The sequence below is a fragment of the Planococcus sp. YIM B11945 genome (assembly GCF_050864155.1).
Lineage (GTDB): Bacteria > Bacillota > Bacilli > Bacillales_A > Planococcaceae > Planococcus.
In genome coordinates this window covers 606,785-621,538 of sequence record NZ_JBOZWR010000001.1, presented here as the reverse complement: position 1 = coordinate 621,538, position 14,754 = coordinate 606,785, and the positions used below count along the sequence as shown (strand labels likewise).

The 14,754-nt window shown below is 44.2% G+C and carries 11 protein-coding genes and 1 tRNA gene; 9 read left to right on the top strand and 3 right to left on the bottom strand.

The features are described from left to right. The first annotated feature begins 15 nt into the window (after positions 1-15). Both ACRRQV_RS03265 and ACRRQV_RS03260 read left to right on the top strand, forming a co-directional pair. A complete protein-coding gene (locus ACRRQV_RS03265; protein ID WP_432527577.1) occupies positions 16-171 on the top strand; it encodes a hypothetical protein in 156 nt (51 codons plus the stop codon). Between the two features lie 364 nt (positions 172-535). Further along, complete coding sequence (locus ACRRQV_RS03260) at positions 536-4,036, top strand: DUF6359 domain-containing protein (RefSeq protein ID WP_432527575.1); 3,501 nt, start codon at positions 536-538, stop codon at positions 4,034-4,036. Positions 4,037-4,104: 68 nt separating this feature from the next. On the opposite strand, the gene ACRRQV_RS03255 is transcribed toward ACRRQV_RS03260, so the two are convergent. Next, positions 4,105-5,781, bottom strand: a complete 1,677-nt coding sequence (locus ACRRQV_RS03255) for a DUF2207 domain-containing protein (RefSeq protein WP_432527573.1) — start codon at positions 5,779-5,781, stop codon at positions 4,105-4,107. 146 nt (positions 5,782-5,927) lie between these two features. Between ACRRQV_RS03255 and ACRRQV_RS03250 the strand changes: the two genes are divergently transcribed. From ACRRQV_RS03250 to guaC, 6 genes are all read left to right on the top strand, one after another. Next, positions 5,928-6,015: transfer RNA gene (locus ACRRQV_RS03250), tRNA-Ser, on the top strand. 458 nt (positions 6,016-6,473) lie between these two features. Then, positions 6,474-7,184 (top strand): GDSL-type esterase/lipase family protein, encoded by a 711-nt coding sequence (locus ACRRQV_RS03245; RefSeq protein ID WP_432527571.1) that lies wholly within the window; start codon positions 6,474-6,476, stop codon positions 7,182-7,184. 146 nt (positions 7,185-7,330) lie between these two features. Next, positions 7,331-7,864, top strand: a complete 534-nt coding sequence (locus ACRRQV_RS03240; protein ID WP_432527569.1) for a divergent PAP2 family protein — start codon at positions 7,331-7,333, stop codon at positions 7,862-7,864. A 343-nt stretch (positions 7,865-8,207) separates the two neighbouring features. Beyond that, positions 8,208-9,638 (top strand): carbon starvation CstA family protein, encoded by a 1,431-nt coding sequence (locus ACRRQV_RS03235; protein WP_432527567.1) that lies wholly within the window; start codon positions 8,208-8,210, stop codon positions 9,636-9,638. A gap of 138 nt (positions 9,639-9,776) precedes the next feature. Continuing rightward, positions 9,777-10,334 (top strand): hypothetical protein, encoded by a 558-nt coding sequence (locus ACRRQV_RS03230; RefSeq protein ID WP_432527565.1) that lies wholly within the window; start codon positions 9,777-9,779, stop codon positions 10,332-10,334. Positions 10,335-10,449: 115 nt separating this feature from the next. After that, positions 10,450-11,433, top strand: a complete 984-nt coding sequence (gene guaC, locus ACRRQV_RS03225) for a GMP reductase (RefSeq protein ID WP_432527563.1) — start codon at positions 10,450-10,452, stop codon at positions 11,431-11,433. A gap of 77 nt (positions 11,434-11,510) precedes the next feature. On the opposite strand, the gene ACRRQV_RS03220 is transcribed toward guaC, so the two are convergent. Beyond that, complete coding sequence (locus ACRRQV_RS03220) at positions 11,511-12,587, bottom strand: hypothetical protein (RefSeq protein WP_432527561.1); 1,077 nt, start codon at positions 12,585-12,587, stop codon at positions 11,511-11,513. Continuing rightward, positions 12,568-13,092 carry an RNA polymerase sigma factor gene (locus tag ACRRQV_RS03215; RefSeq protein ID WP_432527559.1) on the bottom strand — a complete coding sequence of 175 codons (525 nt, stop codon included), beginning with the start codon at positions 13,090-13,092 and terminating at the stop codon, positions 12,568-12,570. Before ACRRQV_RS03215 ends, ACRRQV_RS03220 begins: the two co-directional genes overlap by 20 nt. 426 nt (positions 13,093-13,518) lie before the next feature. Here ACRRQV_RS03215 and ACRRQV_RS03210 point away from each other — a divergent pair, with 426 nt between their 5' ends. Next, entirely contained in the window at positions 13,519-14,754 is a 1,236-nt protein-coding gene (locus tag ACRRQV_RS03210) for an MFS transporter (protein WP_432527557.1), read from the top strand.

The following is a 14,754-nucleotide window of genomic DNA, read 5'->3' as shown; positions in this document are numbered from 1 at the left end:
AAAGGGGAAATCGGTATGAAATTGGCGAAAATTCAATCTGTTCTTTACAAGGCGTCCCGCTTGGTAGGGGATGTAAAAGCGATCAAAAATGGAACTTTCCCGCAACGAATTGCGCAGCGCACCATTCGAAGAGCGGCTAATCGCATGCTTGATAAATTGTTTAAAATATAAAGCGGTTTGTAAATTTAGGAGATAAATTTAAAGCAGGAGCAGAACTGTTGCATCATTCAGTTGCTGAACCTGCTTTTTTTCATTGATGATAAACACGACTGTAAATGAACAAAAGGAAATGAAGTGGCAGTATTTTTTTAGTGTATAGAAGAAATGGTAAAGGGTATATTTACCTATTTAATAACTTTTCTTAAAAAATACAATATTTGGTCTAGTTGAATAAAATCAATACGTCTGTAGACAACTTATAGATTACAGGACCATTGGGCAAATAAGTTCAAAGGTCATAGTTTTCAGACTCATTCTGCCTGGCAATTTTGTATAATATAGGCGAATGCCCTACTAAAAATAAGGAGTGAATAATTTGTCTAAAAATGCCATTAGCCGCATTTTCTTAAGTGTTTTATTAGTATTGGCTGCGGCCCTGCCTTACTCTTTAACTGCCAAAGCAGAAGAGGCCATCACGGTGGCGGATGCCATTGCCAACAATACCGGATCAAAAACGGTTCAAGGCTATATCGTAGGATTTGCCCTCTCAGGCACGAGCTACGATCAGGAAGCACCCTTTACGGGAGCGACCAACATCGGTTTAGCGGATTCTCCAGATGAAACCGATGCGGCGAAAATCTTGCCGGTGCAATTGCCGACTGGCTCCATCCGCACAGCGTTGAATTTGAAAGACAATCCGCAAAACTTGAAAGCCAAAGTGGCCATTTCAGGAACACTTGAGGCATATTTCCAAGTTCCTGGCTTAAAGTCACCAACGGCTTACACGATTCTTGCTGCTGGTGAAGAACCGCCAGCGCCGCCTGCTGCGAAAATTGTTGGTTCCCTAGCGGAAGCACGTGCAACGCAAGGCGAAACGATTCAAGTGGAAGGCACGGTTACGACTGGAACTGGCTTCTGGGGCGGCAACGCGTTTTACGTTCAGGATGCAACAGCTGGACTTTACGTGTACACGTCCAATGCTTCAGTTTCACCGGGAGACACGGTTCGCCTGACTGGCGCCGTTTCTGCTTACAGCGGCGAACTGCAGCTGCAGCCTTCTAAAATCGACATTCTATCATCGAAAAATGAATTGCCAGCTGTGCAATCCGTCAGCCCTTCAGGTGTAGCGGAAAACACACAAGGCGAGCTTGTGGAAGTGCGCAACGTCAAAATTCAAGGCTTGAAATCCATCAACGATTTCGGCACGTTTGAATTTACTGCTGCTGCTGAAAACGGCGAATCGGTTGTCATCCGCAACGACAACCGAAATGGCTACACATACGAGCAGTTTACAAAGCAATTTAAAGAAGGCGACTTGATCCACGTATCGGGCATCGCTTCAAAATTCAATTCTAGCTATCAGCTGAAAACGCTTGGCCAAGAAAGTTTTGACCTAGTGAACAAGCCTGCAGTTTATCCGGACACATTCCCGGGTGTTGTTTCGGAAGGAACAGAAATCACCCTTCAATCAGGCTGGGAAAATGCAGTGATTTACTACACGGTTGATGGCTCAACGCCTTCAGCTTCAAGCAAAAAATACACGGCGCCAATCCTTTTAACAAAAGATACTACCATTAAAGCCATTGCTGTAGGTTCAGAAACATCAAACGTCTTTTCATTTGACTACACGGTATTAAAAACAGCAGATTTGAAAATCCGTGACATTCAAGGAGACAACCATTATTCGGATTATACAGGAGTCGTTGTTAATGACGTCGTCGGTGTCGTAACACACCTGTACAATTCAGCTAACTTCGTCATCCAAGATGTGAATGCTGACGACGATGTCACCACTTCTGAAGCCATCATGGTCAACATGGCATCGAACAACTTAAAAGTTGGCGACTTGGTGACTGTTAAAGGAACGGTGGAAGAGCATTTCCAAGAAGGCTATTCCGATATGAAAGTAAATGATTTGCCGATCACGCGCATCCGTGCGACGGAAGCGGTGACAACCGGCACAGCTGACTTGCCTGAACCGATTGTAATCGGCAAAGATGTGTTCCCGCCGTCTGAAACGATCGACAATGACGGTTTGGCAACATTTGACCCGCAAGAAGACGGCCTTGATTTCTGGGAGTCGCTGGAATTGATGCGTTTATCCGTACCGAATGCCAAAATCCTTGGACCTCAAGAATATGGGGAAGTGGTCGTAGTTGCTGAAAACTCGCCGAACACAAAATTCCACAAACAAGGCGGCATTTTGCTTTCGGAACAAGACTACAACCCTGAAAAAATCACCATTGACTTTGACGACGAAACGTTCGTTGCAAAAGCAGGCGATTCATTTGACGGAGACATTATCGGAGTCATGGGCTACGGCTTTGGCAACTACCGTTTATGGACCGAAAAAGAAGAATTGCCAACATTAGTAGAAGGAAACACCACACCAGAAAAAACATGGATCAAAAAAGATGAAGAAAAATTAACGGTCGCCGGCTATAACATGGAAAACTTCTCGGCCGACCCGAGCCACACATCCGATGAAAAAGCAGCACGTCTTGGAAAATCGTTTGTCGACAACTTGAATTCACCGGACATCGTATCGTTGATTGAAGTGCAAGACAACGACGGACCGATCACGTCTGGCAATACGGACGCCACACAAAGCTATGAACGCTTAATTGCAGCAATCAAAGCGGCTGGCGGCCCATCGTATAAATTCACAGATATCGCACCGGATTACAATCAAGACGGCGGGGAGCCAGGCGGAAACATCCGTGTTGGATTCCTTTACAACCCAGAACGCGTCAGCTTGGCAGAAGCGCCAAAAGGCAGTGCGACGGATAACAACATATGGGTGAACGGCGAATTGGCGTTGAATCCAGGACGCATCCAGCCGTTTGCAATGCCGAATACGCGCAAGCCTTTAGCTGCGCAATTTGATTTCCAAGGCGAGAAAGTGGTCGTCGTTGCAGCACACTTGAACTCTAAAGGCGGAGACCAAGGATTATACGGCAAAAACCAGCCGCCATTCCTTGGATCCGTGGAAGAACGCATTGAACTGGCAACAGCCATCAACGATTTTATTAAAGAAGGCCAAAAGCAAGACCCGGATTTAAACGTAGTCGTAACGGGCGACATGAACGACTTCGAGTTCACGCCGGCACTCAAAGCACTAAAAGGCAGCAACTTGACGAATAAAGTCGAAGAAGTGCCTTTAGAAGACCGCTATTCGTACTACTACCAAGGCAACTCACAAGTATTGGATCATGTATTGGTGACGAACAACATCGCTGATCAAACGGAACTCGACATGGTTCATATCAACTCAATGTTCATGTACGAACACGGCCATGCATCTGACCATGACCCGGTATTGGCACAAATTTCATTTAAGGATCCAGTAGTGCCAGGCGAACAACTAGCAGATCCAGACTACACTGGAAAAAATGCAGTCGTTGTAGCAGGCGAACCGGATAAAAATGGCAAGCTGGCCATTCACTTTAATGCAGAAACCGTTGCCTACTTGATCATCAGCAAGAAACCATTGTTGATCGACATGCCGACAGCTGACTTAACGCTGACAGCGGCGAATGTAAAAGAACTGGCAGCCCAAGCAGGCAATGCCTTCACGTTGAAATTGGCTTTTGCGGAAGGAGAACTTGCAGGGAATCGCCCGGCCATTGCCGACCAAATCGATTTCTCTATTGAAAACATTGGCGGAAGAGAAGTCAATGTCCGATTTAAGTCCCCAGCTCTGCTTGCTTTTGAAGTCCGCTCTAATGTGAAAATACACTTTGGAGCACGCGAAGACAAAAAAGGAAGCTGGAAAATCATTCAAGGCAAAAAAATGAATGGCATGTTTGAATTCGGCATCGACGAATTTGGGAATTACACCGTTGTATCCAATAACGGCCAAGTTAAAAAGTCTTAAAAGAAAAACCAGCAGCTTTTTCCGTAATGGAAGTAAAGCTGCTGGTTTTTTTGATTGCGGTTGTTTGGTTAAAAGGCTCCAGAACCCCCACCACCCCCGCCAACTCCCCCTCCGAAGCTTGTTGAAGAAGAAGAGCTCGCTGCATGGGCCGATGAGTTGGAATCCGCCGTAATAAATACTGCTGCGAGAAAAACAGGATTAAAAGCGATATCGCTAGAGTCGTTTCTTGCAGAAAATTTTTCTGCTAGGGCAAACGGCCGTGTTTCCTTGCTTCCGCTTGCAGGTTCAGTGCCGAGTGCGAACGTGTAGGCTCGGATTTTATCGTCTTTCGATAAGCGGTTCCAGGTCTCCTCTGGCAAGTTGTTCATGGCGTCGCGCAAGTGTTGCCACTCAGCCCGGATCTCATGGCCTTGTAAAGTGAGCGGTTTGTAAAAACAAGCGAATCCGAAAAACAACAAAGCCAAGAAAACACTGAAAGCGAGCCATGCATATAAACCATACAAGCCGAAGTATATGGCCAATCCTGCACTCAACAGGCTGATAAAGGCGGCTCCCCAGCGAATCCCCGGGTGTCGGCTGTATAATTTATGCTCTTTGATTTCAGCTGAAATTTCTTTGTTCCAAGACGACATAGCTTCTTGATAAGCTTCCGCATTCGATTCGTTTTTAGTAAAAGCCTCTAAGTCTTGTGTATTGAAAACCTTGCCGTCTCCTACAGAATTAAATAAAAAATCCAGGAACACCGCTTCATGAGGATGGCCAGAGCTTTGAAGAATGCGTTCGAACTGGCTATCGGATAGCTGGCGGACATATCCTTTTCGAACAGCATCCATCAATGCTGCCGCTGCCACATATGGTACAAAAACGGACGGCTTGGCAAAAAAAATGGTGGCTGGCATGCTCATTTTTTCTTTAGGGACGAAAAAGTCAGTGGCAAAGGTTCGGGCGTTTCGTTTTTTCTTTCTTGAAGCAAACCATACCGACCCGAATAACATCGCGAATAAACCGCTTAATACAGGAATTGCAGCCGAACCGGTTTTATTCCACAAATCCTTATTCGCTGCAAAGGCCGCAGCTTCTTCGGCTTGGTTTTCCTGTTCCCCAACTAACTCGGCTCTTATCGCACCTGGCTGCTCCTCTAGGCTTGGAAACAATTCTGGATCGTAAACAACACGGACATCGCCGTTTTCACCTGATGGAACGTTGCCAAGGTCAAATATTACTCCACCATTCGGTTCAAGCGATCCGGTATTGGCGGCTTCTCCATAACCAACAAAAAGAGGATCTTCTGCCGGTGCAGGGGGAAGGATGGTGATTGTCATATTGCCATAATCGCTTTCGTTGCGGTCGTCAAAGAAAGGCCAATAAAACTCTGCCCCGTCTTCAAATTTTTCCACGGCATCGATAATAAAATAATTCATTTCCACTGTTACCGTTTCATCATCCCCAGAACGAAAGATTTTGTAGACGTTTTGTTCTCGTTCTACTTTCAATTGGCTGCCGTTTTCAAAGGCAGTAAAGCTTTGAATTTTGGTTCCTTGTTTTGGAGCGATTTCTCTTGTTAAGCCATTAAAATCTCCATCAAATTCGTACGTGTGCGTCTCGGATACAGAAACGGTTCCATCTGCGTTTAACTGAGCATCAATGGCCACTTGTGTAATTTCAAAATCAACTGCAAACGCGTGAGTGGGGAGCATCAACAAAAAAGCTGCGAAAAAAAGAGCCACAATCTTTTTCCATTCCATACCAATCACCTCTTATTTAAGTATACGGGCTAAGTCAAAAAAAGTTCCTCAAAATTGAAACAATACAAAAAAAATGAGGTTTTTATGAGTAGAAGGAAATCGTTGCACAACACAACAAGCAGTGATAAAATTTTTTTATTCATCGTGGAGATGTACCCAAGAGGCTGAAGGGGGCTGACTCGAAATCAGTTAGGGCGTGCAAGCGCCGCGGGGGTTCGAATCCTCTCATCTCCGTAAACCACAGTTAAAAGGGGTTGTCCCAAAAGGGGCTGACGTCCATTGCAGCGGACGCTTTCCGCGGGCTCGCGCCGAACTAACTCAGGCTAAGCGCCCGAGTGGATTTCGGCACTTCGCTATCCCGCAGGAAAGAATCGACCGAAGGGAGTTCGGTCGATTCTTTGCGACGAAGCAGCGAAGCGATGCAGGAGCACATGGTTTTCGCCGCTTCCATTCCCGTCAGCTAGCTAAAAAACCGGCAAAGAAAAGTATCCTTTTCTTTGCCGGTTTTATATTTTGTAGTTATGAGACAGCCCCTTTTAACTGTTCCTTTGGAGTAATCATCAAGGAAAAATACGTTTGAATACATTAAAAAACAGGAATATCGTAGAAAGCGCAAATGAACATCAAACCATTAAATAAACCAAAATTATGTTAAAATAAGTATATAAGCATCAAGGGAAGGATGAGGCAGTGTGAAAAAATTCAATCGATCTGGCGCCCTTTTCCGCGGAGCGTCATTTTCTTCTATTAAACAACATAATAAGCAATTCCATATAAAAAACATTGTCATACTAGGAGATTCGGTCGCCTATGGCTACGGCACAAAAGGCGGCATTTCAAAATACTTGAAAGAAACATTTCCAGGAAGCACCATTGCCAATCTTGGCATCAACGGCCTTACGAGCAACGGCTTGGTTGACCGGCTACGCACCGAAAGTTGGGACCGAACACTAAAAGAAGCCGACCTTGTTTTGTTGAACATCGGCGGAAATGATCTTCTGCGGGGATTCCGAAACCATGGAACAAAAGGAATGGTCCGGCAATTTACTCAGCTAAAAAAGGCGTACCGGAAAAATTTGCTGGAAACGTACGAACATATCCGAAATTTGAATGGCGATGTGTTGATCGTTCAGAACAATTTATACAATTCCATGAAAAAAGAATTTCAGTATTTTGGATTCACTAATTTGCTGCTGCGTACCTGGAATACGGCGATCGGCGAAAAAGGGGTCATTGTTTCCAGAACCGAAATCATGGGCAAAAACCCGACGATTTGGCTCGATGCCATTCATCCAAACGATGAAGGTTATAAATTAATGCATGAAATATTAATGAAAACTTTATCGGCTACCGGCATTGTTTTACCTTCAGTTGAAAAACCAACTGAACAAATACGCCATTGAGGAAAAGCGCAAAGAGCGCTTTTCCTTTTTTCTAGGGATGAAGTTCATTTTTTCTCTTCAATTCCGCATAAAAAAGGGAAAGTTAGGGTAATGAAAACGAACAGTATTTTTTTTGCTGGTCATACATAGAGCGGAGGTCGAGGAAAATGGAAAGAATGAACCGGGGAATTATTACGTCGTTATCGGCGATTGGAATCGCGCAAGGCCTGAAAATTTTGACACATAAAAAACTGACGGGAGCCTGGGATTGGAAGCAAGCCTTCACAACAGGCGGCATGCCAAGTTCCCACTCTGCCGGCGTATCAGCGCTTGCTTCTTACGTAGCAGCGAATAAAGGAGCGGGCCATACAGAAACGGCTTTAGCCGTTGTCTTTGGAACGATTGTCATGTACGATGCACAGGGCATTCGCCGCCACACAGGCGAAATTGCTCAATTAGTAAATGACTTGGAAGACAGTTTCGTGTCCCTTTCAGGTGATTTTCCAAGCATGAAGTTTGTGAAACGTGAAAAAGAATTAAAAGAACTGTTGGGGCATCAACCTATAGAAGTGTTTGGCGGAGCCTTATTCGGAGTGGCGCTTGGATTGTTATCTGCGAAAATAGAAAACGATGAAAGAAGAAGAAACCGGCGAGTGCAGAAGAAGCAAGCGGCTGCATACCGATTGGAATCACGCGTTTAACTAAATAGCGACAAATTCAATCAGAATCTTTAAAAGTAAGAAAGCTGGCGGAAAGCCCATGAAAATGGCCAATCCGTCAGCTTTTCTTTTTGAAAGTAAGGCATGCAGTTGAAGAAAAAGGTAAAGGTCCGATTCCGTATTGCAGCATCTATAAATTGAGCATGAAAGGTTTGGAATTGTTTGAAATATCTATTAAGTTAGAGACAGATAATAGAAATAATGGTAAAATATTTTTCGGAAGGAGGTTTTTAGCGGATGCTACAAGCATCCACTATACGAGAGGAAGACATTCAAAAATACAGAAAACATGAAAGCGTTTTCTGAAAAGGGGATGGAATAAAGCGTGATTACTTTTTTTGTGTCAATTGCCATTTTGATTGCAGCCTATTTTACATACGGCAAATTTATTGAAAAGTTGTTTGATACAAACGAAACAAGAAAAACGCCTGCTTATGCGAACGCGGATGGTGTGGATTTTGTTCCCATGCACAAACAAAAAAATGCACTTATCCAATTATTGAATATTGCCGGAACCGGACCGATTTTTGGGCCGATCATGGGTGCTCTTTACGGGCCGGTCGCTTTTTTATGGATTGTTGTAGGGTCCATTTTTGCGGGGGCTGTCCATGACTACTTGACTGGGATGATTTCCATCCGCAATAAAGGCGCTCACATTCCGGAGCTAGCTGGCAAGTTTTTAGGCGCTGCTTCAAGACATGTCGTCAACATTTTCGCATTATTATTGCTTCTTTTGGTAGGAACCGTGTTCGTTACGACGCCTGCTTCGCTTCTGGCCTTATTGCTTGATGGCAGAGTCGCAGTTGGAATTATCATTGTCATTATTTTTGTTTATTATTTCTTGTCTACGATTTTGCCGATCGATAAAATTATCGGTCGCTTATATCCTTACTTTGGTGCTGTTTTATTAGTGGGGACAGTAGGAGTCGGCGGTGCGCTTCTGTTTTCGGAATACAAGATTCCTGAATTGAGCTTTACGAATATGCACCCAGCAGACTTGCCGATTTTCCCAATGTTGTTCTTTACCATCACGTGTGGCGCATTATCCGGCTTCCATGCTACGCAATCGCCTATCATTTCCCGTACGGTTGAAAAAGAGTCGCAAGGCCGTTACATTTTTTATGGCATGATGATTGCCGAAGCCGTCATCGCTATGATTTGGGCTGCTGCTGCGATGAGCATTTTTGACGGACAAACTTTGAGCGGCATCATCAATGCGGGAACACCTTCCGCAGTTGTCAACGAAGTTTCGATGACGTTGCTAGGTGCAGTTGGCGGGACAATCGCGGTACTCGGAGCCATCGTCTTGCCAATTACATCAGGGGATACGGCATTCCGTGCGGCGCGTTCCATTATTGCCGATTACATTAAAATGGACCAGCAAAAATTGATGAAACGATTGGTTATAGCGCTGCCGCTGTTTGCAATATCGGCGCTGCTGACACAAATCGATTTTAACTTGCTTTGGAGGTACTTCTCTTGGGCGAACCAAGCAACAGCGGCGATTGCGTTGTGGATCGGTGCGATGTACTTGTATATCCAAGGCAAAAACTATTTGGTCGCAATGGCGCCGGCGCTCTTTATCACGTATATGGTTTTTGTCTACATCCTCAATCAGAAAATAGGATTTGGCATCGATTTGAATACCTCGTTTATTATCGGCTTAGGGTTAACTGCCATAATCACGGCAATGTTCTATTACAAAGCGAAAAAGAACAAAGACGAAGATGTGGAAACCGCAGTCGCAGTCGATTAATAAAGCGTTTCAAAAGCATTCTCTTCGGAGAGTGCTTTTTTCTATTGAAAGAAGATTGAAACATTTATTCTTCTCGTTCATACTAAAAGGAGCAGCAAATTTTATCCAGATTATAGAAATGAACAAAGGGGAAATGGTATGGTTGCGAAACGAATTTTGCTGAGCCTCCTTATAGGCGGAATGGTGCTTTCGGGCTGTTCACAAGCGGGAACTGCGGCAAAAAATCCAAGTGAAGAAGCTGTGATTACGGTCCTGACTCATGAATTTACAGGTCCGGATAAGGAATTTATTCAAATTAAAGAAGAACTACAAAACAAAATGATCGAACAAAAAACGTCGGTGCTTCAAAATGACGACCCTAAACTAAAAGAATACAATGCCTATATGAATAAAACCTACGAAGCGTATTTTTCGGAGAAAGGCTATAGCCGGTTCAAGCCATTTGCTTTCGGCTATCACTTTTTAGGGGGAGAGTATGAGATGGAAATCAAAACCTCTCAGCTGAAAAAACAAACTGAAAATCCAGATACCTATGCGTTCGTGCTTGAAGTGGATTATCAAACGGATAAAGGCGAAGAAAAAGAGTTTGAAGTGATCGGGACTGCAACAGTAGCTTCAGAAGGAAAGATTGAGCAACTGGATATAGACGAGGATGAAGGCTTGAAATTGCAAATTCAAAAAGACAGTTATCAATAAAAGAAAAAAGGGCTAAAGTACTTTTGACATTCCGCAGAAAATAAAGTACATTATCTAATGGACGAACATTAATGAATAGTTCGTGCGATATTATTCGTATTTAGGGGTTGAAATAATGGATGTTGTATTTGATTACGAAGATATTCAACTAGTTCCTGCAAAAGCGATAGTGGAAAGCCGATCGGAATGTGATACTTCCGTTGAATTTGGCGGGCGGACATTCAAGCTGCCGGTAGTTCCTGCCAATATGCAGACAATTGTAGACGAAAAAATCGCGAAATTTTTAGCCCAAAACAATTACTTTTATATAATGCACCGGTTTGAACCGGAAAAGCGCTTGGCTTTTGCGAAAGACATGCAACAACAAGGGCTTTTTGCTTCAATCAGTGTCGGCGTGAAACCGGAGGAATATGCGTTTGTCCAACAATTGGCTGATGAAGGGATTATTCCCGAATACATCACCATCGACGTGGCACACGGCCATTCCAACGGCGTCATCAACATGATCCAGCACATAAAAAAACTGATTCCGGAAAGTTTTGTCATTGCCGGAAATGTCGGCACGCCAGAAGCGGTGCGTGAACTTGAAAACGCGGGCGCTGATGCAACGAAAGTGGGCATTGGGCCAGGGAAAGTGTGCATCACGAAAATCAAAACCGGATTTGGCACAGGCGGCTGGCAATTAGCGGCTCTGCGCTGGTGTGCCAAAGCAGCCAGCAAACCGATCATTGCCGACGGCGGCATCCGGACGCATGGCGATATAGCCAAATCTGTCCGTTTTGGCGCTTCAATGGTCATGATCGGTTCATTGTTTGCGGGACATGAAGAATCACCTGGGCAAACCGTCGAACAAGATGGCAAGCTGTTGAAAGAGTATTTCGGCTCCGCTTCCGAGTTCCAAAAAGGAGAGCGGAAGAACGTTGAAGGCAAAAAGATGTTTGTGGAATTCAAAGGTTCCATGAAAGATACATTGGTTGAAATGGAGCAGGACTTGCAATCGGCGATTTCCTATGCTGGCGGCGACAAACTGATGGCCATTCGCAACGTGGATTACGTGGTTGTGAAAAATTCCATTTTTAACGGCGACAAAGTATATTAAAAACGACACAAAGTCAAAAGCGTTAGGCAGCTCAAAACTAGAGCTAGCCTAACGCTTTTTTTAGCTTCAGCGGATCGTTATTCTTCTCCAGGGGTACGGGTGATTTTTACCAAGCTATTATTATTTTTATCCAGCAATTTGATGTTGTAGCCGTCTCCGGCGATTTGAGTATTAATTTCGTCGGAAGCTAAATAGTCCCGTATCGCTGTTTCGATAGATGCCAATATGTCGATGGACGTATTTTGAGAAAGCTTTGTTTTGATTTCGATAAAACCGGTTTTTCCAGTGTATCCATAACTATAGCCGGTGACATCATAGGCAGATTTTCCAGCTAAGGCATTGTAGATTTCGTCGCCAATCATACTCCACTGCATGTTTTGTTCACGTTCTTTTTCGTTATAAAGCTGCACATCGACTTTTTCAATCGGCAGTTTTTCTTTTTGGATTGCAGTGAGTAGTGCGGAGCGGATTTCTTCGCTTTCTTTTACTGTATCAGGCAGTTCGATGTATGCAGTGTCGTTGCTGAAGCTTATCCCTGAGCGTTCCGCAAATTCTGGGTAGCCCAAATTGCTTAATACATCTTTGTAAATCAAATTCAACTTTTCTATATTTGCTAGAAGCTCAGGATCTCCAAAATCACTTTCCTCGCTTCTTTTTTCAACTGAAATAAGCAGTTTGTATTTATCCACTCCTTGATCAGCCAAATACTGTTCGATTTGCGGCTGCAAGTTTTCTTTAACCTCTTTTAGATCGCCTTGTCCTGCCATAACAGAAACGTCGATGGTATACGGATCGGGTAATATGCCTAACCCTCCCATTTCATAACCATTTCCGCTGACGATTTCCATTATGCCATTGACAAATTCAGGAGAGCCGGACTGATTCTCAACTGAGCTGATTTTAAGTGGCAAAATTTTAGCCGCCAACGACGCCATGGATGTTGAATAAAAAGGCGAAAAGCCAACCAGCAGAAAAATTGCAGCTGCTAGTGACAGCCAAGTTTTATTGAGCTTGCGTTTCAAGGGAACAGGAGCTTTTCGGCTTTCAAGCACAATCCGTTTTTTCAATAGGTTGTGCTGCTCACTATCCATTTGAAGCTGTGTATCAACTTTTTTCAGTGAATCGCCCAATTGGTCATCGAATGATTGCTTCATATTCAAATCCTCCATTCACGAGTTCGTTTTTCATTTCACTTAAAGCGCGCGACAAGGTGCTTTTAACTTTGCTTTCCGACCATCCGAGCACTTCGCTTGTTTCTTTCGTGGAAAATTCTTTGATCATTCTAAGGACGATCACTTGCCGGTAAGACAGTTTTAGTTTTTGCAGCGAATGAAAAACGGCGGCTTCTTGCTCGCCAAGTTCTACTAATTGCTGTGGCGAAAACTGCGTGTCTTTTTCATTCAGCGACAAATCGAAATAATGTTTCAGTGGGTTCTTTTTCCGGAAATAATCTTTTGTGGTATTCTGGGCAATTGAAAACAGCCAAGTTTTCGTGCTGGATTGATGCAAAAACTGTTCTTGTTTGCGGAAAGCCTTGACGAATGTTTCCTGGGTTAAATCTTCTGCTTGCTGGTAATGGCCAACCATCATCAAAATGTATGTAAAAACTGCATTGCCGTAATCGTCGTACCAGTTCTCCACCGTATCCTGGTTGCTCAAAGCTTTTCACTCCTTTCATACTCCTTAGACGCAGCTGAGCGTTTTTGGTCGCATATTTTTTATCATATTCGATTTCCAGAAAAAAGAATATGTGTTAATATGATGAAAATTAAAGAATAACAGCACTGATGAGAAGAGTAACTAAATACGCCTTTCCAAGAGAGCTCCAGTTGGTGAAAAGTAGCAAAGGCGTTATTAGCGAACCAAGCCTCTGAGCTTTGCATAGGAGCCTGTTACAGGGGATGGTGCAACGGGAGCTCCCGTTACCGAGCTAGGTATTGAAATTTTAGTACCGAATGAGGTGAATGCGGCGACGCATTGACAAATAGGGGTGGCACCGCGACTTTTCAATCTCGCCCCCAAGACAAATGTCTTGGGGGCGGGATTTTTTATTTTGAAAAAGAAAAGCGCGGAAGGAGAATGGAGATGGAATTACGAACTTTACTAGAGACATGGAAAGAACCTGGCATGCTTCTCCTCAGCATCGGCACTTCCAATATTGGCGCTTGGGTGTATTTGCTTGCATTGAATTTGCTCGTTTTGGAAATGACCCATTCGCCGCTAGCAGTTGCGGGATTATACTTGGCCAAACCGGCGGCTTCGCTTTTGACCAATTTGTGGTCAGGCAGTGTGATAGACCGAATGAACAAAAGGCGGTTGATGATCGGGTTGGATGTGGCAAGAGCTGGAGTGGTTGCCTGCTTGCCGTTCGTTTCGTCGCTCGGTGCAATCTACGCGGCCGTGATGCTCATTAATATGGCGAGTTCGGTATTTGATCCAGCCTCTTTTGTCTATACGACAAAACTCGTGCCAAAGGAACAACGAAAACGATTTAATGCACTTCGCAGTCTAGTCGATTCAGGAGCTTTTTTGATTGGCCCAGCCGTTGCAGGCGTGCTGTTTCTAATTGGAACACCGACAGCTGCCATTTACATCAATGCAGCGGCTTTTGCGTTTTCTGGAATGGTGCTGGTTAGGATGCCTAATGTGGAGAAAAAAATGGATGCGCAAAAAATGGAAGTGAAAGTGTCTTTTGCTGTGGTCATGAATGATTGGAAAAGCGTAGGGCGTTTCAGCCGAAAAAACATTTCTGTCATGTCGCTGTTCTTTTTGTTCAGTTGTGTGATGGTCCTCTCAGCATCTATTGATTCACAAGAAGCGTCCTTTGCAAAAGCGGTGCTGCTGTTGTCGGATGCGGAATACGGTTTTTTGGTCAGCGTGGCCGGAGCAGGCATCATTTTAGGCGCTTCGGTGAATGCATTGCTTGTGAAGAAATTGCGTGCCGAATGGTTAATGGGCGGAGGGGCGCTCTTTTTTTCAGCCGGCTATGCCGTTTACGCATTTTCAACTTCTTTTTGGATGGCGGCAACCGGATTTGCGGTATTGGCATTTGCGATGGCATTCGCCAATACCGGCTTTCAAACGTATACACAAACCCATATTCCGGTTGGAGAAATGGGGAGGATCCTCAGTTTATATGGCTTCGTGGAAGCGCTGTTGGTCATTGCGGCAACAATTGCTATCGGCATCGCTTCACACTTGTTTTCCATCCAAGCGGCAGTCATCGCGGCGGCATTTCTTATGGGCGTTCTAGCTATAGTCGTAGCGTTCAAATGCTTTAATCCTGTAAAACAAAATGCAGTAGAAATAGTTAGGAGGTAA

What these genes read in the sequence shown, in the direction of transcription:
- ACRRQV_RS03210 (WP_432527557.1), top strand. Translation starts at nt 13,519, where the DNA reads ATGGAATTACGAACTTTACTAGAGACATGGAAAGAACCTGGCATGCTT.
- ACRRQV_RS03265 (WP_432527577.1), top strand. Translation starts at nt 16, where the DNA reads ATGAAATTGGCGAAAATTCAATCTGTTCTTTACAAGGCGTCCCGCTTG.
- ACRRQV_RS03230 (WP_432527565.1), top strand. Translation starts at nt 9,777, where the DNA reads ATGGTTGCGAAACGAATTTTGCTGAGCCTCCTTATAGGCGGAATGGTG.
- ACRRQV_RS03240 (WP_432527569.1), top strand. Translation starts at nt 7,331, where the DNA reads ATGGAAAGAATGAACCGGGGAATTATTACGTCGTTATCGGCGATTGGA.
- ACRRQV_RS03220 (WP_432527561.1), bottom strand. Translation starts at nt 12,587, where the DNA reads ATGAAGCAATCATTCGATGACCAATTGGGCGATTCACTGAAAAAAGTT.
- guaC (WP_432527563.1), top strand. Translation starts at nt 10,450, where the DNA reads ATGGATGTTGTATTTGATTACGAAGATATTCAACTAGTTCCTGCAAAA.
- ACRRQV_RS03255 (WP_432527573.1), bottom strand. Translation starts at nt 5,781, where the DNA reads ATGGAATGGAAAAAGATTGTGGCTCTTTTTTTCGCAGCTTTTTTGTTG.